Origin of the sequence: Macrococcus psychrotolerans (assembly GCF_038095555.1) — a bacterium.
In the GTDB taxonomy this organism is placed as follows: Bacteria; Bacillota; Bacilli; order Staphylococcales; family Staphylococcaceae; genus Macrococcoides; species Macrococcoides psychrotolerans.
Window position 1 is genome coordinate 1,433,141 of record NZ_CP124591.1, and the last position, 20,653, is coordinate 1,453,793.

Annotated in this window: 19 protein-coding genes; 7 read left to right on the forward strand and 12 right to left on the reverse strand. The window is 38.2% G+C overall.

Translation table 11 applies throughout. The features are described from left to right. Positions 1-35 precede the first annotated feature (35 nt). A complete protein-coding gene (gene hutH, locus QA539_RS07305) occupies positions 36-1,538 on the reverse strand; it encodes a histidine ammonia-lyase (protein WP_219492679.1) in 1,503 nt (500 codons plus the stop codon). A gap of 241 nt (positions 1,539-1,779) precedes the next feature. On the opposite strand from hutH, the gene QA539_RS07310 reads away from it, so the two are divergent. Both QA539_RS07310 and QA539_RS07315 read left to right on the forward strand, forming a co-directional pair. Then, positions 1,780-1,986: a hypothetical protein gene (locus QA539_RS07310; protein WP_041636081.1), complete on the forward strand. Its 207-nt coding sequence runs from the start codon at positions 1,780-1,782 to the stop codon at positions 1,984-1,986. A gap of 80 nt (positions 1,987-2,066) precedes the next feature. Next, positions 2,067-2,279 (forward strand): hypothetical protein, encoded by a 213-nt coding sequence (locus QA539_RS07315; protein WP_219492682.1) that lies wholly within the window; start codon positions 2,067-2,069, stop codon positions 2,277-2,279. 47 nt (positions 2,280-2,326) lie between these two features. Here QA539_RS07315 and QA539_RS07320 read toward each other — a convergent pair whose 3' ends face one another. Continuing rightward, complete coding sequence (locus QA539_RS07320; RefSeq protein WP_219492684.1) at positions 2,327-2,923, reverse strand: lysophospholipid acyltransferase family protein; 597 nt, start codon at positions 2,921-2,923, stop codon at positions 2,327-2,329. Between the two features lie 126 nt (positions 2,924-3,049). Between QA539_RS07320 and QA539_RS07325 the strand changes: the two genes are divergently transcribed. Then, positions 3,050-4,243, forward strand: coding sequence for a S1C family serine protease (locus QA539_RS07325; RefSeq protein ID WP_241427448.1), 1,194 nt, complete (start codon positions 3,050-3,052; stop codon positions 4,241-4,243). 71 nt (positions 4,244-4,314) lie between these two features. Here QA539_RS07325 and QA539_RS07330 read toward each other — a convergent pair whose 3' ends face one another. The 3 genes from QA539_RS07330 to tyrS form a co-directional block, all read right to left on the reverse strand. After that, positions 4,315-5,166 carry a TPM domain-containing protein gene (locus tag QA539_RS07330; protein WP_219492690.1) on the reverse strand — a complete coding sequence of 284 codons (852 nt, stop codon included), beginning with the start codon at positions 5,164-5,166 and terminating at the stop codon, positions 4,315-4,317. Further along, on the reverse strand, positions 5,166-5,750 hold the full coding sequence (locus QA539_RS07335) for a LemA family protein (RefSeq protein WP_219492692.1): 585 nt from the start codon (positions 5,748-5,750) through the stop codon (positions 5,166-5,168). Before QA539_RS07335 ends, QA539_RS07330 begins: the two co-directional genes overlap by 1 nt. Before the next feature lie 70 nt (positions 5,751-5,820). Continuing rightward, a complete protein-coding gene (gene tyrS / locus QA539_RS07340; protein ID WP_219492693.1) occupies positions 5,821-7,074 on the reverse strand; it encodes a tyrosine--tRNA ligase in 1,254 nt (417 codons plus the stop codon). Between the two features lie 334 nt (positions 7,075-7,408). Here tyrS and QA539_RS07345 point away from each other — a divergent pair, with 334 nt between their 5' ends. After that, entirely contained in the window at positions 7,409-9,757 is a 2,349-nt protein-coding gene (locus QA539_RS07345; RefSeq protein ID WP_219492696.1) for a transglycosylase domain-containing protein, read from the forward strand. Between the two features lie 85 nt (positions 9,758-9,842). Here the strand turns inward: QA539_RS07345 and QA539_RS07350 are convergent, their stop codons facing one another. After that, on the reverse strand, positions 9,843-11,510 hold the full coding sequence (locus QA539_RS07350) for a formate--tetrahydrofolate ligase (protein ID WP_219492698.1): 1,668 nt from the start codon (positions 11,508-11,510) through the stop codon (positions 9,843-9,845). A 179-nt stretch (positions 11,511-11,689) separates the two neighbouring features. Continuing rightward, positions 11,690-13,402: an acetate--CoA ligase gene (gene acsA / locus QA539_RS07355; protein ID WP_219492700.1), complete on the reverse strand. Its 1,713-nt coding sequence runs from the start codon at positions 13,400-13,402 to the stop codon at positions 11,690-11,692. A gap of 101 nt (positions 13,403-13,503) precedes the next feature. Between acsA and QA539_RS07360 the strand changes: the two genes are divergently transcribed. The 3 genes from QA539_RS07360 to QA539_RS07370 are packed head-to-tail and all read left to right on the forward strand — an operon-like array spanning position 13,504 to position 15,918. Then, positions 13,504-14,136 carry a GNAT family N-acetyltransferase gene (locus QA539_RS07360; RefSeq protein ID WP_219492702.1) on the forward strand — a complete coding sequence of 211 codons (633 nt, stop codon included), beginning with the start codon at positions 13,504-13,506 and terminating at the stop codon, positions 14,134-14,136. 10 nt (positions 14,137-14,146) lie between these two features. Then, positions 14,147-14,785 (forward strand): CBS and ACT domain-containing protein, encoded by a 639-nt coding sequence (locus tag QA539_RS07365; protein ID WP_219492705.1) that lies wholly within the window; start codon positions 14,147-14,149, stop codon positions 14,783-14,785. Beyond that, positions 14,782-15,918 (forward strand): acetoin utilization protein AcuC, encoded by a 1,137-nt coding sequence (locus QA539_RS07370; RefSeq protein ID WP_219492707.1) that lies wholly within the window; start codon positions 14,782-14,784, stop codon positions 15,916-15,918. The genes QA539_RS07365 and QA539_RS07370 overlap by 4 nt, the downstream gene beginning before the upstream one ends. 77 nt (positions 15,919-15,995) lie before the next feature. On the opposite strand, the gene ccpA is transcribed toward QA539_RS07370, so the two are convergent. The 5 genes from ccpA to murC all read right to left on the reverse strand — a co-directional run bounded on the left by ccpA (position 15,996) and on the right by murC (position 20,649). Then, the gene (gene ccpA / locus QA539_RS07375) at positions 15,996-16,985 is read right to left on the reverse strand and encodes a catabolite control protein A (protein ID WP_219492709.1); all 990 of its coding nucleotides are present in this window, start codon (positions 16,983-16,985) and stop codon (positions 15,996-15,998) included. A 91-nt stretch (positions 16,986-17,076) separates the two neighbouring features. After that, positions 17,077-18,147, reverse strand: a complete 1,071-nt coding sequence (locus tag QA539_RS07380; protein WP_219492711.1) for a bifunctional 3-deoxy-7-phosphoheptulonate synthase/chorismate mutase — start codon at positions 18,145-18,147, stop codon at positions 17,077-17,079. Between the two features lie 83 nt (positions 18,148-18,230). Next, entirely contained in the window at positions 18,231-18,695 is a 465-nt protein-coding gene (locus QA539_RS07385; protein ID WP_219492714.1) for a YtxH domain-containing protein, read from the reverse strand. Positions 18,696-18,746: 51 nt separating this feature from the next. Then, the gene (locus QA539_RS07390; RefSeq protein WP_099483672.1) at positions 18,747-19,277 is read right to left on the reverse strand and encodes a DUF948 domain-containing protein; all 531 of its coding nucleotides are present in this window, start codon (positions 19,275-19,277) and stop codon (positions 18,747-18,749) included. Positions 19,278-19,353: 76 nt separating this feature from the next. Then, a complete protein-coding gene (gene murC, locus QA539_RS07395) occupies positions 19,354-20,649 on the reverse strand; it encodes a UDP-N-acetylmuramate--L-alanine ligase (RefSeq protein WP_219492715.1) in 1,296 nt (431 codons plus the stop codon). Positions 20,650-20,653: the final 4 nt, after the last annotated feature.

Here is a 20,653-nt window from a genome sequence, read left to right on the forward strand (position 1 = left end):
TAATTATATAAAAAATAGTTCAAGGTACTCTTGAACTATTTTTTATATGCTGATTGTTTCAAGTAATCGGACACGACTTTGATATCTTTATGGAACTGTCTATCTTCTGTTATCGATGGTACAAACTCTCGATATTCTTCGTATTTCTTCTTCGTTTTCGGTGATAGCTTGTCTACACCTTTTAATTCTACTGCCTGCAGTGCAATCACACATTCTATGGCAAGTACATTCCTGACATTCTCTACAATCTGATACCCATGGCGTGAAGCAATCGTACCCATTGACACATGATCCTCCTGATTGGCAGATGAAGGAATAGAATCTACACTTGCAGGATGCGCCAATGTCTTATTTTCAGAAACTAAACTTGCAGCAGCATATTGCATAATCATCGCACCACTCTGCAGACCTGGCTGTGGACTTAAAAATGCAGGAAGATCGCCATTTAACTGTGGATTAACAAGCCTTTCTATACGACGTTCTGATACATTTGAGAGCTCACTTACACCTATTTTCAAGAAATCTAGTGCAAATGCAACGGGCTGACCGTGGAAGTTCCCTCCTGAAATAACAAGCGTTTCATCACCTTTATCAAAGATGAGCGGATTATCATTCGCAGCATTCATTTCACATTCCAGCTTTTCTTTAGCATAGTTCAGTACTTGAAAACTCGCACCATGGATTTGAGGGATACACCTTAACGAATAGGCATCCTGGACTCTTAATTCGCCTTGACGCGTTGTTAATGATGAGCCTTCCAGCCAGTCTAGCATTCTATTTGCAACACCTAACTGTTCTTCTGAATTTCTAACGATATGCACGTGTTCATTATATGCATCGACAATGCCATTCAATGCTTGGTGCGTGAGAGCAGCAATCCATTCAGCATCATACGCTAATTGTTCCGCTTCAATATAACTAATCACGCCTTGGCTCGTCATCGCCTGTGTCCCATTAATCAGTGCAAGACCTTCTTTCGCTCGTAATGTATGCGGTGCACGATTCAATGATTGTAAGACTTTACTACTTTCTTGTCTTACCCCTTTATAGATTACTTCTCCTTCACCGACTAATGCTAATGCTAAATGTGATAAGGGGGCTAAGTCTCCCGAAGCTCCTAAAGAACCTTGTGCTGGTATAACTGGGATAATACGTTGATTGATGAAAAAGACAAGCTGTTCGACAAGTTCAGTGCTTACTCCGGAATGCCCTTTTAACATCGTATTTAATCTTAAGATCATCATCACGAGCGCTACGTCGTCATTAAACGGTTCCCCTACCCCACATGCATGTGACCGTATTAAATTTAGCTGTAAATCCTCGTATTTATCCTGATCAATAAGAACATCGCTAAACAATCCAAACCCCGTAGTAATACCATAGATCGTCTCTTCATTGGCAATAATATCATCAACAATTTTCCTGCTTTGTTTAACGCGTGATAACGCTTCTTCACAAATTTCAACATTCTGATTTCCAGCAATTAAAGCCTTAATTGATTCAATCGTTAGATTTCGGCCATTTAAAACTAAATTCATTACACCATCCCCTTTGTTATAATTTTCTAATAATTCTAACAAATGAATTATATCCAATAAACATTAGGAGCACAATAGATTTTCTGAAAGTTATGCTTAGGTATCAAGCTACCAATTTAATATGTTATCTCTTTAAATAAATAAAGTAACGACGCCAATTATATTTGAATACTCTAAAACATCTTTATTTATATGCAAAAGTATTATATAATGAATTAATATAAACAATGAGGGTGATTTTATGCAAATATTGCCACAACTTTTTAAAGGTAAATTAACTGCGTATCAGATTTCTACGGCAACAGATATTGATATTGCAACGATTGAATCCCTTTTTGAAGATGAAGCAGCTGTTTCATCATTGGATGAAGCCACATATCTTACATTAAAACAATTAGAAGATGAACTTTTCAATAACGACCATAGAACAGGAGAAACAACTGCATAGCTTGTTTCTTTTTTTGTTTGATTATTTTGTTTAACGGGTATGTTCTTATTATAGATACAAAAAGGAAGAAGGTGTGAATCATGGGAGTTATATTGCTTAAAACTTCTTATCCTGACACATCTCAAGAACATGCAGAATATAAAATAATCCAGAACGAGTGTGAGAAGGTTCGTTATATCAATCAAGCGAGAAATGAATTCTATAAACGAATGCATAGATCAGATGACGAACAGGTGATTAAGCTAGAATTTATTTATCCAGATGATGTTGAAACTTATTATTATAAAGCTTAGGTCGTAACACAAAAGCGGAATGATCTATAGATCATTCCGCTTTTGTGTTATTTCATTGTTGCTATAATCGATTTTGTGCTGTTTTCAAGTTGCTGAGTAATCTTTTCTATTGCTTCAGTTTTATTGTACTGGGATAAATATGTAGTGCTATCAATGGGTGCTCCAAACTTAATCCAGCACTTTCTTCTCTTAAATATAACATCACGAAATTTAAGTGGTCCTGTATAAGCCGCAGGAACAATCTTACTTTTTGATAGTACAGCAATCGTCGCCGCTCCTTTTTTCATCGGTGCTGCATTATTGCGTTGTCCACTCGGGAAGATACCAACAACCTTACCTTCTTTTATCAGCTTAACAGGTATCTTTAACGTAGATGGTCCTGGGTTTTCTCTATTCACAGGAAATGCATTAACTGATCTAAAAAATCGATTTAATAGCGGTGTCTTAAATAGTTCCTGCTTCGCCATATAATGAACTTCTAACGGATATAGACTCATCGCGAGCATTATAATCTCCACCATACTCTCATGGTTACATGTCACGATAAATGCTTCATCTTCAGGAAGATGATGTTTGTCTGAAACCTTTAACTTGTTTAATATTTTAACAAAGAAGAAGATGATACGAGAAATGAATTGATACATATGGCACTCCTTTTACATAGAATATTTATATTTTATCATAACCTAATATATTTTGAAGAGTGCATTTGCTTGAACTCTGATTTTAATGGGATTATACTTTTTGTATCGCAGCAAATGGAGGTAGCTATGGAACAAAATCATGAATATTACAATGAAAACTCTCATCTACAAACACAACACCCAAAGAAACAAAAAGCCGGCTTCTTAAAGATGGTGCTTGCTGGTGTCGTTGGATCTGTACTCACGCTTGGTGTGACTGAATTACCAGAGTATTTCTCACACGATGAAACAGAAACAATTTCTCCAGTCACAGTTGATAATACAACAACTTCCAAATCAACTTCAAATCTCTCTCAAATGCTGGAACAAGTTTCTCCTGCAATTGTCGGCGTTATCAATATGCAGCAGGCACCTAGCAGTATCTATGATATCCTATCAGGCAATCGATCTACCGATATTACACCTGCAGGAACAGGTTCAGGTGTAATATATCAAGTTGATGGGAACAATACATATATTGTTACAAACAACCACGTTGTTGAAGGCGCTAAAGAATTGAAGGTTAAATTATCAAACGGGAAAACGATAGATGCTGAACTAATGGGTACAGACGCTTTGACCGATATCGCTGTACTCAAAGTAACAGGTCAGCTAAATATTAAACCCGTGGCCTTTGCCGACTCTTCTAAGATTCGAATTGGCGAACCTGTCTATGCGATTGGTAATCCATTAGGTCTTGAACTTGCTGGTACAGTAACAGAAGGTATCGTGAGCTCAAAGGAACGTACAATGAAAGTAGAAACTTCTGCCGGTAACGCTAGCGTCAAAGTTATTCAGACGGATGCAGCAATTAATCCCGGGAATTCTGGTGGTGCTTTAATTAATACAAGTGGTCAGCTGATCGGTATCAACAGCATGAAGATATCTGCCAATCAAGTGGAAGGGATTGGATTTGCTATTCCATCAAATGACACTAAGACGATTATTGAACAGCTTGTTAAGAACGGTAAAGTTGAACGTCCATATATGGGGCTTGGACTGGTAGGAATCAATGATGTTCCAGCTGAGTATCTGAAAGAACTTAAAATAACACAAACTGAAGGTGTTGTTGTAGCACAAACTGACAGCGTTTCTCGTACAAAGTTCAATAAAGGCGATGTCATCACTGCTATCGATGGACATAAGGTTGAAAGTGATAGCGACGTTAGAAATTATATTTATACACATCATAAAGCAGGCGACAAAGTGAAATTTACTGTTTATAGAGAAGATAAGAAAACAGAAGTTACGATGACTTTAAGAAGTACAAATAGCAAATAAAAAAATCCGGAAATGTAGTGTATCCCTAAAGTTGAATTTTTTAGGGTTCATAACATTTCCGAATTTTTTATTTAGAAGTTTCGACCAGCGCCACCGCCGTCAAAACCGCCACCGCCAAATCCTCCGCCTGAGAAACCTCCACCAGAGAAGCCTCCAGATGAGAAACCTCCACCAGTCGGAAAGAAGATGACAGGGCCAGTGGATCGACGTCCACCGCCACCACCGCCACGTCCTCCACCACCGAAGAACATAGAGAGAATCAAGTATAAGAAGAATATTGCGATGATAATTTCAAACACACTGATATCACCAACACTATCGTCTTGTGTAGCAATGGGTGTATCACGTGTATACTTTTCACCATCAAAGCCGTAGCTCTTACTGATTTCATCAAATATTGCATTATAAAGTTTAGTCATCGCCTGCGCATAATAGCGTCGAGACGTTTCATTGCTAGCATCTGGGTCTGCCTGCATCGCTTTTTGAATATCAGGCATCGCATATGTATCAATCATACGTCCTACTTTAGCGTCGTTCAGCACACCTTGTAGGCCGGGGCCTACCATCACTTCTATACCACGATTGTTATTTTCATTATTATTGTCGAGATTCAGCAAAATAACGATACCATTATCTTTATCCTTATCTCCTACCCCATATTCACGACCTGCGCGTAGTGCATAATCTTCTTTAACTTCCTGTCCGATACTTGGCATTGTCATCAGCAAGATTTCAGCAGTCGTACCACTGTGAAGCGTCTCACCTTTTTGGTTTAATGCATCTTTTTCCTGCTGCTTAAAAATACCGATATGATCCTGCACGAACCTCGGCTGCTCAAGTTTCGGTAATGGTTCAGCTGCACTAACCGGAAGTGCTGTAAGAAAGATTATAAGACTCGCGAAAAATATCGTGAATCTCTTCATTACTCAGAATCCTTATCAGAATTAAAATCTACATTTGGTGCATCTTTTGCAGCACTATCAGCTTTAAAGAACTCTTTCTTTTCAAATCCAAATAATCCGGCAACGACACTACCTGGGAAACGTTTAACGACTTTGTTATATTCCGTAACAATATCATTATAGTCATTACGTGCTACTGCGATACGATTTTCTGTACCTGCAAGTTCATCACGAAGCCCTGTGAACTGTGTATCTGCTTTAAGTTCTGGATAGTTCTCCTGAATTGCGATTAGTCGACTTAAAGCTGAGCTTACTTGTGCGTTCGCTTCTGCTTTTTCTTCCATTGTATTTGCACCTGCTAATTTCGCACGTGCATCAGAGACATCTTTGAATACTTTTTCCTCATGTTTTGCGTAACCTTTAACTGTTTCAACTAAATTAGGAATTAAATCAAGACGACGTTGTAACTGCGTATCAATCTTCGCTTGAGATTTTTCAACTTCTGTATCTAAATCAACAAGTTTATTATAGGGACCGATCAACATACTACCGATTACTAATAATAATACGATGAGACCGATCACCGGTACTAATAACTTTTTCATTGCATTTCTCCTTTACCTTAAATTACTTAATTTTACCCTAAATACATGGACTGTAAACATAGTCAGTGTATTAGTGAATAATCATAAAGTATTTCTTTTTGCCACGTCTAATAATCGTAAACTCACCCTCAATCTTGTCAGTCGCTACGATTTCATACGCAACATCCTGAACCTTCTCTCCGTTAATCGATATCGCACCGTTTGTAATATCTTCTCTTGCCTGACGTTTACTTGGAGAGATGCCCGCTTCTATTAATAATTCAACGAGATTTGTTGTTGTAACTTTTGCCTGTGGCACATCTTTAAAGCTTGTGCGTAACTGATCCGCTGTTAAAGCCTTTAAATCCCCTTTGAATAAAGCGTTTGTAATATTAACTGCTTCTTCTAATGCAGATTCATCATGGACATATTTCGTTACCTCTTCGGCTAATCGTTTTTGTGCAAGACGCAAGTGCGGTTCGTTTTCAACGGATGCTTCTAAAGCATCTATCTCTTCTTTACTTAAGAAGGTAAAGTATTTTAAAAACTTGATAACATCGCTATCTGGTGTATTGATCCAGAACTGGTAGAACTCATAAGGTGTCGTCTTCGTGCGATCTAACCAAATGGCCCCTCCTTCCGATTTACCAAACTTCTTGCCGTCAGATTTTACAACTAAAGGAACTGTCATACCATAAGCTTCAACTTCGCCATACATACGTCGCATGAGTTCCATCCCACTTGTGATATTACCCCACTGGTCACTGCCACCGATCTGGAGCTTAACGTTCAATGTTTTATTTAAATGTCCAAAGTCAATGGCCTGCAGAATTGTATAAGTAAACTCTGTGAAAGAAATCCCTGTTTCAAGACGAGATGCGATACTGTCTTTATTTAATAAATAGTTTACACCGACATGCTTTCCGTAATCTCTTAAGAACGTCAACAGATCAATTTCACCAAGCCAGTCTTTATTGTCTACACGAATTGCACCATTTTCAGTACCGAAATCAAATAACTGCTCCATCTGTTTGCTGATACCGTCGACATTATGCTGAACTTGCGCTAATGTCTGCAGTGTACGCTCATCTGTTCTCCCAGATGGATCGCCAATCATTCCTGTAGCGCCCCCAATGAGAACGACAGGGCGATGTCCATGTGCCTGGAATCGTTTTAAAGTCATGAAAGGAAGGAGATGGCCGATATGCAGGCTATCTGCAGTCGGGTCCGTTCCACAGTATACGCTTACCGATTCCTTATTCAGCAAAGCTTCCATTTCTTCAGGATTCGTCTCCTGATAGATTAAACCTCTCCATCTTAAATCTTCTAATAATGCACTTGTCATATTAATTTCCTCCTCTTAATTAAAATAAAAAAGCCCCCCTACAAATGTAAGGGTGCTTGAATGCACGGTACCACCAAACTTATGATTACTCATCACTTTATTAATGAAAACGCTCATTATGACGTAGACTCCACATATCAGGTGTATTCATCAAAGAACATGCTTAGTTTTCACCACCCACTAAGTCTCTAAATTCAAGTTCAATCATTACTTGTCCCGAAAAGTCTTTATATTTAGTTTCAAATCAATTATGATACTAGTGTATAAAATTGGATGAGTGAAGTCAAGAACCTGAAATTATGATATACTAAAAAAATATTCAGGAGGAAAAAATATGGCAAACAAAACTTCATACAAAGATAAATTTAAGCGTCAGCTTATAGGCTATAAGGAAGGATTCAAAAACATTAAATTTACCCCCTACGTTATCTTTAATGGCCTTTATGAAACTGTTTCAAAAACACTGCTCTTTCTAATCACAGCAGGCATTTTATTCGCTACGCTCATGCTTGGGATCGGTAGCGGCTATTTCCTGGCACTAGTAAAAGATGAGCCGGTAAAGTCTAACAGTGAACTGAAGAAATCACTTTATGAGATGACACAAAGTACAACTGTATATTTCGGTTCGGGAGAATCACTTGGTAATTTAAACGCTGATACACAGCGACAAGTTATTAAGCTTAAAGATATGAGCCCTCATGTGAAAGATGCATTGATCGCTACTGAAGATGAAAGTTTCTATCGCCATAGAGGTATCGTACCGAAAGCTTTTATACGAGCAACTGCTCAAGAATTTCTTAACACTGGCGCGACGAGTGGCGGCAGTACTTTAACACAGCAGCTTATCAAGAATCAGCTGTTAACAAATGAAACTTCCTTCCAAAGAAAAGCCAAAGAAATGATGCTTTCTTTTAAAGTAGAAAAAGCACTGACGAAAGATGAAATTATTGAAGCTTATTTAAATGTCGTCAGTTTTGGTCGCAACACGAATGGTCAGAACATCGCTGGAATCGAAGCGGCTGCTCAAGGGATTTTCGGTGTTAAAGCAAACGAGCTTAACATCGCTCAAGCTGCATATATCGCAGGCCTTCCACAAAATCCTTATACATATACACCCTTTTTGCAGGACGGTTCAGTCAAGTCTAAAGATGATCTTGCATATGGGCTGACAAGACAGCAATATGTTCTGTCACGTATGTATCAGGAAAATAAGATCAGTAAAACAGAATATGATAAAGCAAAATCATTTAACATCGTTAAGTCATTTACGAAAGATGTAGAGACGCCAAACGAAAAATATCCTTTCCTGACCCAAGAAGTTGAAGATGAAGCTATAGATATTCTGAAATACCACTTTGCTTCAAAGGATAATGTTTCAAAGACAGAACTTGATGAAACACCCGTTCTTCAAGAAAAGTATAAGGGTATCGCAGAACGTGCTGTACGTAACGATGGGTATATCGTAGAAACTACAATTAATAAACCCATTTTCGATGCAATGAATGCAGTTAAAGATAATCCTAACTATTATTCTTATGACCGACAAGTAGAGGCAGGCGGAAAAACAAAGACATTGAGCCAAGAAGTCGGTGTCCTTTTAAAAGAAAATAAGACAGGTAAAATTATCGCGTTTATTGGTGGCCGAGATCACGATAAGTCACAAAATAACCACGCAATGAAAACGAAACGTTCTCCAGGATCTACAATCAAACCATTATTAACCTATGCTCCTGCAATGGAGTATGGCATTACGGCGCCAGAGACGATGCTGCTCGATAAAAAGTTTAATTACAATGGTTATGAACCAGAAAACTATGCTCGTATGGAATACGGGAATGTGACAACACGTTATGCGTTAGAGAATTCTTTAAACTTAAGTACTTTAAGACTATATTCTAGTATTCAGGATAAGAAGCCATGGGAATTATTAAACAAGATGGACTTTAATATTCCAGGATCTGAACAGGAAAACTTATCATTAGCACTCGGTGCGACAGATATCACGCTTAAAAATAATGTGGATGGTTTCTCGACTTTAGCCAATGGAGGAAACTATCAAGAAAGCTATATGATCGAACGTATTAAAGCTAAAGATGGCAAAGTCATCTATCAGCATGAAGCAAAACCAGAGCGTATTTATAGTGCATCTACCGCTTATATGACGACTGATATGTTACGTGGCGTACTCGATACTGGTAGTGCTTATTCATTGAAAGGTACCTTCCTATATAATCAGGACTGGGCCGGCAAGACAGGTACGACTCAAGATGCAAAAGACAGTCTGTTTGTTGCTTATAACCCTAAAGTAACAATGGGTATCTGGATGGGCTATGATGTTCCAACTACATTTGATGAAGAAAATCATTACCAGCTCAAGTTATGGCGTGATATCGCCAATCAGATTTCATCAATCGATCAATCCCAGATGGGTGTCGGTGAACGATTTAACCAGCCAAAGAGCGTAACAAAACAAAGCATCTGTCAATTTACGAATAGCACATCCGGCTGTGTATCTGGTGAATCTACAAAAGAAAGTCTCGTATCTGACAAAACTGATTTAACTCAGAAAACACTAGATACTCCTGATGTATTGAATAGACTTGGTATTAAGCTAGACCCTGCAACAAAAAGTAAGATCTTTACGAAATCGAAACAAAATACGCAAAAGAAAAAGAGAAACTAAAAAAGAACCGGTCGGTATAGAAACGTATTGCTTTCTATACTGATCGGTTCTTCTTATTATTTATCATCACTTGAGTAATATTCTATTAGAATAAACCTACTGCATTACCCTCTTTATCTACATCCATACGCAGTGCTGCCGGTTCTTTTGGAAGACCAGGCATGGTCATAATGTCCCCTGTTAATGCAACGATGAATCCTGCACCTGTCTTAGGAATTAATTCACGGATTGTAATTTCAAATCCAGATGGACGACCTAGTTTCTTAGGATCATCAGAGAATGAGTATTGCGTCTTCGCCATACATACTGGATATTCATTCCAGCCATTGTCAGCGATTGTTTTTAATTGTTTCTTCGCTTTATCAGTGAATACTACATCATCTGCACCGTAGATCTTTTGAACGATTGTACGGATTTTCTCTTCAACTGGTAACGATAGGTCATATAATGGTTTAAAGTTTTGTGGTTGTTCCAGCACTTCTAATACTAAGTTCGCCAAATCTTTACCACCTTCACCACCATGTTCCCATACTTCAGTTAATGCTAATTTCACACCATGTTCTTTTGCCCAGTTAATAACAAATTCACGTTCAGCATCTGTATCCGTAACGAAATTATTTAAAGCGATAACTGGTTCAACACCAAATTGATTTAAGTTTTCGATATGTTTCTCTAGGTTCTGAATACCGGATTTTAATGCTTCTACATTTTCAGCTCCAAGCTCATTCTTTGCAACTTCACCATGCATCTTAAGCGCACGGATAGTAGCAACTACAACGATTGCATCTGGTTGTATACCTGCTTTACGCGCTTTAATATCCATGAACTTCTCAGCACCTAAATCTGAACCAAATCCTGATTCAGTAACAACGATATCTGCTAATTTACGTGCAGTCTTCGTTGCGATGATTGAGTTACATCCGTGAGCAATATTAGCGAACGGTCCACCGTGAATAAGCGCAGGTGTACCTTCGATTGTTTGTACTAAGTTTGGTTTTAATGCATCTTTAAGGATTAATGCTAAGGCACCTTCTACTCCTAATTCTTTAACAGTAACTGGTTTGCGGTCATAAGTATAACCGATTGTCATTTTTCCTAGGTTTTCTTTTAGATCTTCAATATTGTTTGAAAGACAGAATACAGCCATGATTTCACTTGCTACCGTGATATCGAAACCATCTTCACGGGGTACTCCTTTGAAAGGACCACCAAGACCAACAACCACTTGACGTAATGCACGGTCATTCATATCGATGACACGCTTCCACTCAACGCGACGTGGATCAATATTTAATCTATTCCCTTGATAAATATGATTATCGATAAATGCTGCTAATGCATTATTTGCTGTTGTGATGGCGTGTAAATCTCCATTGAAGTGCAGATTAATTTCTTCCATCGGTAAGACTTGTGCACGACCCCCACCAGTCGCTCCACCTTTCATACCAAATACCGGACCTAAACTCGGCTCACGCAAAGCTACCATAACGTTCTTACCTAACGCTTTAAATGCATCTGAAATACCTACAGTGACTGTTGATTTACCTTCACCAGCCGGTGTTGGACTCATCGCAGTCACAAGTACTACTTTACCTTGCTTATCTGTAGTCACTTTAGAAGTGTCAATCTTTGCTTTATAATGCCCGTATTGCTCAACCGCATCATCAGGAATACCTGCAGCTTCAGCGATTTCAGCAATCGGTTTAATCGTTGCCTGATTAGCAATTTCTAAATCTGATAAATATTTCGTCATTTTAACATTCTCCTAATCATTTAAAGTGTCTTTACATCCTAATAATAAGATAACGCTTTCACATTGTCGAATGTTTTCTATTATTAATTCTTAAAATTATAATAAAATACCGCACGCGTTCTGTGTCTGTGTTACCACACTAAAAAAGGTCAGAACATCATCGTTCTGACCTTCAAATATTAATCTTCCATCGTACTTAAATCACCCGTCGGCAAATCTAGTTCCCATGCCTTAAGTACACGTCTCATAATCTTACCTGAACGTGTCTTCGGCAGCTTATCTTTAAACTCGATTTCTCTAGGTGCGGCATGTGCTGCAAGTCCTTCTTTTACAAACACGCGAATTTCTTCTTTCAGTTCATCTGTTGCTTCATACCCTTCACGAAGTGCAATAAATGCCTTAATGATTTCTCCGCGAACCGGATCCGGCTTTCCGATAACACCCGCCTCTTGTACCGCTGGATGTTCTACAAGCTTAGATTCTACTTCAAATGGGCCTACACGTTCTCCCGCCGTCATAATAACATCATCTACACGTCCCTGGAACCAGAAGTAGCCATCTTCATCCATATATGCAGAATCACCTGAAATATACCAGTCTCCTGGTAAGAAATATGATTTATACTTCGCTTCATTATTCCAAATTTCTTTCATCATCGATGGCCATCCTGATTTCATCGCTAAGTTTCCCATACGGTTTGGCGGAAGCTCGTTTCCTTCATTATCAACGATTGCTGCAATAACGCCAGGTAATGGTTTACCCATCGAACCAGATTTAATATCCATCGCAGGATAGTTCACAATCATATGACCTCCTGTTTCTGTCATCCACCACGTATCATGAATACGCAGTTTAAATACATTGTGCCCCCATTTAATTACTTCAGGATTCAAAGGTTCACCGACAGACAGTATATGACGTAAGCTCGAAAGGTCAAATTTGTTAATCACTTCATCCCCTGCACCCATTAACATACGGAATGCTGTCGGTGCAGAATACCACACTGTCACTTTAAATTGCTGTATCGTCTTATACCATCCTTCTGGAGAGAACCTTCCACCTGCGATTACATTTGTCACACCGTTCAACCATGGTGCAAATATACCGTAGCTCGTCCCTGTAACCCATCCTGGATCTGCTGTACACCAGTAGATGTCATCTTCTTTTAAGTCTAATACGTAGTATCCAGAAATATAGTGCTGGATCATTGCATTCTGTACATGAAGCACTCCTTTTGGCTGTCCAGTTGAACCAGAAGTATAATGAAGAATTAAACCATCATCCAGTGTCAGCCATTCAATTTCAAATTCATCTGATGCAGACTCAAACTTAGCATTGAAATCGATATATCCTTCCTCTACATCTTTATCTACTACAACAATATGTTTTAAGTGTGGTAATTCGTCTTTTGGTATACGCCCGAGTAGACTTTTCGTTGTAATGATGACACTCGCTTCACTATTCTCTAAGCGGTCACGTACTGCTTTCTCCATGAATGCTTCAAATAATGGCCCTACGATAGCACCAATCTTAAGAACGCCTAAAAAGGCAAAGTAAAGTTCGGGAGAGCGTGGCATAAAGATAAATACACGGTCTCCTTTTTTAACACCCGCTTCCTGAACGAGCACATTCGCAGCCTTATTTGAATTGCGCTGCATCTCTTCAAAAGTATATGATTCCTCGCGATTTGCATCTTTGTAGTGTAACGCTACTTTATCCCCTTTACCATTATCGACATGTTTATCAATGCATTCATAAGCCATATTAACTTTTCCTGTATTATGCCATGAGAAGTTCTTCTCAACTTCCTTCCAGTCAAAGTTGTTATACACTTCCTCGTAGTTAGATAGATTGTGATCACCTTGAACTGCTTCAAAAATTTCTGTCTTCATTTTAAAATCCCCCTATGTAATCGTTTTCATTATTACTCTTATATTATATAATAAAGTTGACTGATTTTTCAAAATATAAAATTATTTCTCAAGGAGTGACTATGGAGCATACTAAAACTTACTATAAACGCACAGTTGAAGCTAACGGAAAATCAATTATCGTCGAAGGCCCAATAGACAGTGATACCTTAAAGAAATATACATTTGATGAGGGTCTCGTTGCATTCAGAATTCCGAAAGAACAATTTGTAGCAATTCAGGAAATTGCAGACCTCGAGGAAGGACGTATCATTATATGCCGAGATGGTGACAATATTATCGGATATACAACTTATCTATATCCAGATCCATTAGAACGATGGAGTGATGGAAACTTACCTTATCTATTAGAGCTTGGCGCGATAGAAATTAGTGAACAGTATCGTGCAATGGGCCTTGGTAAGGCCATGCTTGAACTGTCAATGCAAGATGATGCGATGGAAGATTATATCATTATTACGACCGAATATTATTGGCATTGGGATTTAAAGAACAGTGGCCTGGATGTATTCGAATATAAAAAAATTATGCAGAAGATGATGGCTGCTGGTGGCATGGAAGTATTCTCTACAGATGATCCTGAAATTACAAGTCATCCGGCCAACTGCTTGATGGCAAGAATAGGCAAACGCATTACAAATGATCAGATACAGACATTCGATAATATTAGATTCCAGAATCGCTTTTTCTTATAGGAGGGTAATTATGTTAGTAGAACGCATTATGACATCACCATGTATTACATTCAATACAGAAGGTTCTATCGCTCAGGCCATCGCATTGATGAATGATAAGAACATTCGCCATTTACCGGTTGTAGACGATGAACAGCATTTGCAAGGTATTATTTCAGATCGTGAAATAAAAGAAGTATTGCCGTCACTATTAAAACATGATGAAGCAATTGATTATAATGTCCCGATTTCACAGATTATGAAAAAAAATGTGATTACATGCCACCCTCTTGATTTTGTGGCAGATATTGCAGTTGATTTTTATGATGCATCTATCGCCAGCATTCCAGTTGTACAAAACGAGAAAGTTGTGGGCATTGTAACCAGTAAAGATATGCTCAATACATTTATTGAGCTTACCGGTGTAACACGTCCAGGTACAACAATACAGATTAGCATTCCTGATGAACCGGGTATTATGCACGAAGTCACGGAAGTATTTCATAGACATAAGATCAGTATCGAGAGTATTCTCGTATTCCGGGATACAGCACAGGTCGGTAAGAAAATTGTGACGTTACGCATGCTTGCAATGAATCCAAATATTGCGATATTTGATCTGGAGAAGAAAGGATTCACAGTACTTGATCCTTTCGAAAGCGGCCTATGACAAAATTCGTCTACTCAAAGAACTTGCTGAAATACCGCTTTCGTGATGATCACCCGTTTAATCAGATGCGCCTGTTACTTACGAAATCACTGCTTGAAAGCTTATCACTGCTGCGCGCAGAAGATATCGTTGAGCCCCGTACTGCAACAGATGAAGAACTGATGCTCATTCATCAGCCAGAATACATTGAAGCTGTAAAAAAGGCAGGACGCGGAGAACTGAGTGCCGGTGATTGTGATAAATTTGGACTTAACTCAAATGATACACCGAACTTTAAAGATATGCATGAAATGAGCGCGTTGTTAGTAGGCGCAACGCTTACTGCATGCGATATTGTTATGACTGGTATCGATCATACCGCATGTAACTTTGGTGGTGGGCTCCATCACGGCTTCACTGGACGTGCTTCAGGATTTTGTATCTATAATGATTCTGCAGTCGCTATAGAATATATGAAACGTAAATATAAACAACGTGTGCTCTATATCGATACCGACGCACATCATGGTGATGGCGTACAGTTTGCTTTCTACAGCGATAATCAGGTGATGACCTACTCTATTCATGAGACAGGTCGGTACTTGTTCCCAGGAACTGGTGCCATTACTGAAAAAGGTGAAGGTGATGGTTATTTATACAGTATGAATATACCTGTTGATGCCTATACTGAAGATGATTCATTTCTAGAATGTTTTGAAGAAAGTTTACGCGCAGCATGTGAATTCTTTAAACCGGATATTATATTAAGTCAAAATGGTGCGGATGCACATTATCTTGATCCATTGACACACCTCTCTTGTACACACAGGACATATCAGCACATCCCACAAATCGTCCTTCGATTAGCAAATGAATATACAAATGGAAAGTGGATTGCTGTCGGAGGTGGCGGTTATAATATCTTTCAAGTCGCACCACTCGCCTGGGCACAAGTATATAATGCGATGCTCGGACGCAGTTATTTAGAAGGTGCAATACCAGATGACTGGATTACGATGTGGCAAAGTAAAACACAAGTAAAGATGCCAAAAACATGGAATGAAGATCTACAAGGGTATCGAGTCATACCTAGAAGACGCGATATCGAAGAAAAAAATAAAATGATGATGGCACGTATCGTACAGCATTACTAGGTGCTCGTGTTTTTATTTTACGAGCCACTTTACCAACCCATAAATTAAGGACCTCGCATACGCAAGGTCCTTAATTTCTATTTCGTCGTTCCACGATATTCTATTCTATAAGGTAGAACGACTTTCTGATCTTCAATCGGCTCATCGTTCATATATTTAGTCAAAAGACGCATCCCCACAGCACCAATATCATATAATGGCTGCATTACACTTGAAAGCTTCGGGCGTACCATTTTCACTAATCGAGTATTGTTAAAACTGATGACCTGTAAATCATCAGGTATAACTCTTCCGTCATCCTGTGCTGCATGTACGATACCAATCGCCTGCTCATCACTAATGCATAGTATAACTTCAGGATTCGTCTCTTTAATCACTCTATATGCCTTCTCACCATCTAAATATTGTTCAGCCCCTATATATTGAGCTGATTCCGGTAATTCAATCGCATGTTCGCCGAGCAATGATTTCATTCCACTTAATACATCGATCTGTGCTTTTTCAGAATATCCTCCACCAACAAATGCAAATCGTTTCACACCTGCTTCTATGAATTTATGGGTAATTTTTCTACTCGCATCCACATAATCGATATTCACTGAAGGTAAGCTTTCATCTTGATCGAGTGTCCCTGATAATACCACAGGTACACTCGATTTACGTATCATCTCTGCTGTCTTCTCAGAGAGTGTCCCCCCTAAGAATATGATGCCATCAACTTGCTTTGACAGTAAGTTATTAAAGATTTCTTGTTCTTTTAATGCATCATTATCAGAATTTGAAATGATTGTCTGATATTTATACATCTTAGCGATATCTTCTAATCCACGTGCAAGTTCTGAATAATACATATTAGAAATATCCGGGATGATTACCCCAACTGTTGTAGTCTTCTTGCTTGCTAGCCCACGTGCGACTGCATTTGGACGATAGTTCAGACGTTCAATCACTTCATTTACGCGATCTCTTGTCGCAGGCTTCACATTTGGATTGCCATTTACGACACGAGATACAGTGGCCATAGATACTTTCGCTTCGCGTGCTACGTCATATATTGTTACGGTCATTTTTTCCTCCTGAAAACGTTTTATTTATTATTCTAACACGTTTTCAAAGACTTTTCATTCTAAATGATTATTTTAAGCAAATTTTTTATTGTTAAAATTTACTTTTAAATTCATTTAACGCTTTATAGAAATTTTCGAACTCTTCAAAATCCATCTGCTGACCGGCATCACTTAATGCAACGGCTGGATTTGGATGTACTTCAGCCATCACCCCATCTGCACCAACTGCGAGTGCAGCACGAGCTACCGGCAGCATAATATCCTTACGTCCCGTTGAATGTGTAACATCTACCAATACAGGAAGGTGTGTACCTTGCTTTAATATTGGTACGGCAGAAATATCTAATGTATTTCTTGTTGCTTTTTCATACGTGCGAATACCACGCTCACATAAAATAATCTTTGAATTGCCTTGTGCATAGATGTATTCGGCTGCATAGACAAACTCTTCTATCGTTGCGCTCAGTCCACGCTTAAGAAGTACGGGTTTATTTGTACGTCCTGCTTCTTTAAGGAGTTCAAAGTTCTGCATATTTCGCGCACCGATCTGGAATACATCAACATACTGGTCTGCAAGTTCAAAATGCGCTGGATTGACAATTTCACTGACAACGTTGAGGTTATATTTCTTACCCGCATCGTGAAGAATTTGTAATCCTTCTTCTCCTAGTCCTTGGAAATCATACGGAGAAGTTCTTGGCTTAAATGCGCCACCACGAATAAATTTTTCACCTTTGTCATGGAGATTTTTAGCGACTGCTTCAACTTGTTCTGCAGATTCTACCGAACATGGTCCAAATACATATGACTTTGTACCTGCACCGATGATGCCCCCGTTATCGAATGTAACAATAGTATCTTCTTGTTTTAACTTACGTGAGACTAAAAGATGCTTCTCACTTTCAGACTTCTGTAATTCTGTTGAAGCTTTAAATATTTCCTTAAATAACTGCTTGATAACATTGTCATCAAATGGACCATCATTTAAATCCAGCAATTTATTAATCATTTGTTTTTCGCGTTCGGGATCATAGATTGCAGTGCCTTGCTTACGTTTTTCTTGTCCGATCTGCTTTGCAATTTCACCACGTTCGCTTAACAGCTTTAATATTTCAATGTTTAATGTTTCAATGTTTTCGCGTAATGCATTTAAATCGTTCATCGTTTGACCTCTTTTATTTTAAAATTAAAAAAATAGTAGACTTTAGGCCTACTATTTTATCATATTACAAAGATATTTTGTGATTATTTGTTTTTAGGGGATAGATTGTCAGCAATATGCTTAGTTTTTTTGTTTTCTAACAATGCTTCGTCCTTGTTTGGCGTTAATGCTTTATCCACAACTGCATCTGGCTGCTTCAAAGTATCATCGTTCACCTCAGCTTTAATCGCTCTCTTCTGAAGCTCTAGATCGCTTTGATTCTCCTTAGAAAGATCTGCGTTAAATGTAACAGCTTTCTCTTTAAAGCTTTCAGCATTTTTAATTTGATCAGTATATGATTGTATAGATTTTGATTTTAATACTTCTACCTTTTCTCCAAGTTCTTCTTGCAGTACTTTACCTGATTTTGGAGCAACGAGTAAACCGATAAATGACCCCACTGCAAGTCCTGCGACAAGTCCTAATGAAAAGTCACGTGCTGTTGTATCCTTTTTCACTTCGTATTCTTTAACTGTATGTGTATGTAAATCTCTATTATAAGTTTCCATCTTATTCCCTCCTAAAAAAAGAATGTACATAATGTACATTCCCTTAGCGGTTTACTTTAAACCTGCATTAATTTTATCCTGATCTAAATGATCACCTGTTGTATGTGTTTCATTAAAGTTATTTTGTGGTGTACGATAAATATCATCATTAAAATTTACAGTACCACGACGTTGCTTTCTCATCTGCCATTTATCAGCAACTTCCATTGCAACGTTTGACCACTGAACAACTTGAGAAATCTTATCTTCGTTCTGCGAGATGTTATGCGTAATTGATGATGTAACATTATTAACTGAACTGTTTAAGTTCTGTACTGAATCACCAATACCTTTCACTGCATCTACAACTGAATTTAAACGTTGAGATTTATCCTGAACATCTTCTGCTAAACGATTAGTTTTGTGAAGTAAATCTGTTGATTCACGAGTGATTCCTTGAATTTGTCCTTCAACACCATCTAAAGTTTTAGCTACATGATCTAAATTCTTCTTCACTGATAATAAAGTGATTCCGATGAATACACATAGAATTAAAAATGCAATCGCAGCGATTAGACCTGCAATCGGTAAAATCCATTCCATAAAAACGCCTCCTAAAATTATTAACTTGTTATACTCTAAATTACCCTTATACCTTATTAATAAACATCATATCATACTATTTTAAATTTTCATATGCGACTTGAATTTTCTGTATATCTCCTGCACCCATAAAGATAACCACTGCATCTTTATATTGTTTCAGCAGATTGACGTTGGATTCGTTTATCAGTTCAGCACCTGGAATCAATATTTGCAAGTCACCGATTGTCAGCTCCCCACTATCTTCACGTGCTGAACCGAAGATATCACAGAGATATACTTTATCTGCAAGCTTTAAACTATTTGCGAAATCTTCAAGAAATGCACTTGTACGTGAAAATGTATGCGGCTGAAATACTGCGATGACTTTACGCTCAGGATATTTCAGATGTGCAGATTGTAGCGTCGCTTTAATCTCAGTTGGATGATGTGCATAATCATCGATAAGAATCTGTTCGTCCTGTACCTTTTCACTAAAACGACGTTTAACGCCACCAAATGTGCTTAAAGCATGTTTTACAGCTGCGTTATCCAGTCCTTCTAGGTGACAGATTGTTATGACAGCAAGTGCATTCAGTACTTGATGATCTCCATACATTGGAGTAACAAACGTATCAAACAATTCTCCGTCAATATACACTTCAAACTGTGTCCCTTGTGGGGTCGTCTTCATATTCTTTGCAACGACTTTATTATCTTCTTTAAAGCCATAGTAATAAATCGGGATATCTGCTACGATATCTCTTAAATTCTCATCGTCACCACAAGCTACAATTGCTTTCTTAACCTTCTTCGTCATCTCCTGGAATGCATTGAACACATCGCTCATCGATGCAAAGTAGTCGGGATGATCAAAGTCGATATTTGTAATAATCGCATAATCCGGTGAATAGCTTAAGAAATGTCTGCGATATTCGCAGGCTTCAAATGCAAAATACTCACTACCAGGCATCCCCATCCCTGTACCATCACCAATAAGGTAAGAAGTCTTCTTGTCACCATTCATCACATGAGATAACAGTCCAGTTGTCGACGTCTTACCGTGAGAACCAGTAACTGCCACAGATGTATATTGACCCATGAAGTTGCCTAGAAAGTCATGATAACGAGTTACAGTAAGTCCAAGTTCATGTGCACGCACAATTTCTTCATGGTCATCATTAAATGCGTTACCGGCAATGATTGTCATACCTTCTTTAATATTCTCCTGATTAAATGGCAGTATTGTTATTCCTTTTTCTCTTAAAGATTTCTCTGTAAAAAATTCTTTCTCGATATCTGATCCTTGTACCGTTTCACCCATATCAAATAGTATTTGAGCTAACGCACTCATTCCTGAACCTTTAATACCAACAAAATGATATAAAGTCATAAAT

What these genes read in the sequence shown, in the direction of transcription:
- QA539_RS07315 (WP_219492682.1), top strand. Translation starts at nt 2,067, where the DNA reads ATGGGAGTTATATTGCTTAAAACTTCTTATCCTGACACATCTCAAGAA.
- QA539_RS07330 (WP_219492690.1), bottom strand. Translation starts at nt 5,166, where the DNA reads ATGAAGAGATTCACGATATTTTTCGCGAGTCTTATAATCTTTCTTACA.
- QA539_RS07335 (WP_219492692.1), bottom strand. Translation starts at nt 5,750, where the DNA reads ATGAAAAAGTTATTAGTACCGGTGATCGGTCTCATCGTATTATTATTA.
- QA539_RS07380 (WP_219492711.1), bottom strand. Translation starts at nt 18,147, where the DNA reads ATGAACGATTTAAATGCATTACGCGAAAACATTGAAACATTAAACATT.
- QA539_RS07370 (WP_219492707.1), top strand. Translation starts at nt 14,782, where the DNA reads ATGACAAAATTCGTCTACTCAAAGAACTTGCTGAAATACCGCTTTCGT.
- QA539_RS07310 (WP_041636081.1), top strand. Translation starts at nt 1,780, where the DNA reads ATGCAAATATTGCCACAACTTTTTAAAGGTAAATTAACTGCGTATCAG.
- QA539_RS07320 (WP_219492684.1), bottom strand. Translation starts at nt 2,923, where the DNA reads ATGTATCAATTCATTTCTCGTATCATCTTCTTCTTTGTTAAAATATTA.
- QA539_RS07350 (WP_219492698.1), bottom strand. Translation starts at nt 11,510, where the DNA reads ATGACGAAATATTTATCAGATTTAGAAATTGCTAATCAGGCAACGATT.
- hutH (WP_219492679.1), bottom strand. Translation starts at nt 1,538, where the DNA reads ATGAATTTAGTTTTAAATGGCCGAAATCTAACGATTGAATCAATTAAG.
- QA539_RS07365 (WP_219492705.1), top strand. Translation starts at nt 14,147, where the DNA reads ATGTTAGTAGAACGCATTATGACATCACCATGTATTACATTCAATACA.
- murC (WP_219492715.1), bottom strand. Translation starts at nt 20,649, where the DNA reads ATGACTTTATATCATTTTGTTGGTATTAAAGGTTCAGGAATGAGTGCG.
- QA539_RS07345 (WP_219492696.1), top strand. Translation starts at nt 7,409, where the DNA reads ATGGCAAACAAAACTTCATACAAAGATAAATTTAAGCGTCAGCTTATA.
- acsA (WP_219492700.1), bottom strand. Translation starts at nt 13,402, where the DNA reads ATGAAGACAGAAATTTTTGAAGCAGTTCAAGGTGATCACAATCTATCT.
- QA539_RS07385 (WP_219492714.1), bottom strand. Translation starts at nt 18,695, where the DNA reads ATGGAAACTTATAATAGAGATTTACATACACATACAGTTAAAGAATAC.
- ccpA (WP_219492709.1), bottom strand. Translation starts at nt 16,985, where the DNA reads ATGACCGTAACAATATATGACGTAGCACGCGAAGCGAAAGTATCTATG.
- QA539_RS07325 (WP_241427448.1), top strand. Translation starts at nt 3,050, where the DNA reads ATGGAACAAAATCATGAATATTACAATGAAAACTCTCATCTACAAACA.
- QA539_RS07360 (WP_219492702.1), top strand. Translation starts at nt 13,504, where the DNA reads ATGGAGCATACTAAAACTTACTATAAACGCACAGTTGAAGCTAACGGA.
- tyrS (WP_219492693.1), bottom strand. Translation starts at nt 7,074, where the DNA reads ATGACAAGTGCATTATTAGAAGATTTAAGATGGAGAGGTTTAATCTAT.
- QA539_RS07390 (WP_099483672.1), bottom strand. Translation starts at nt 19,277, where the DNA reads ATGGAATGGATTTTACCGATTGCAGGTCTAATCGCTGCGATTGCATTT.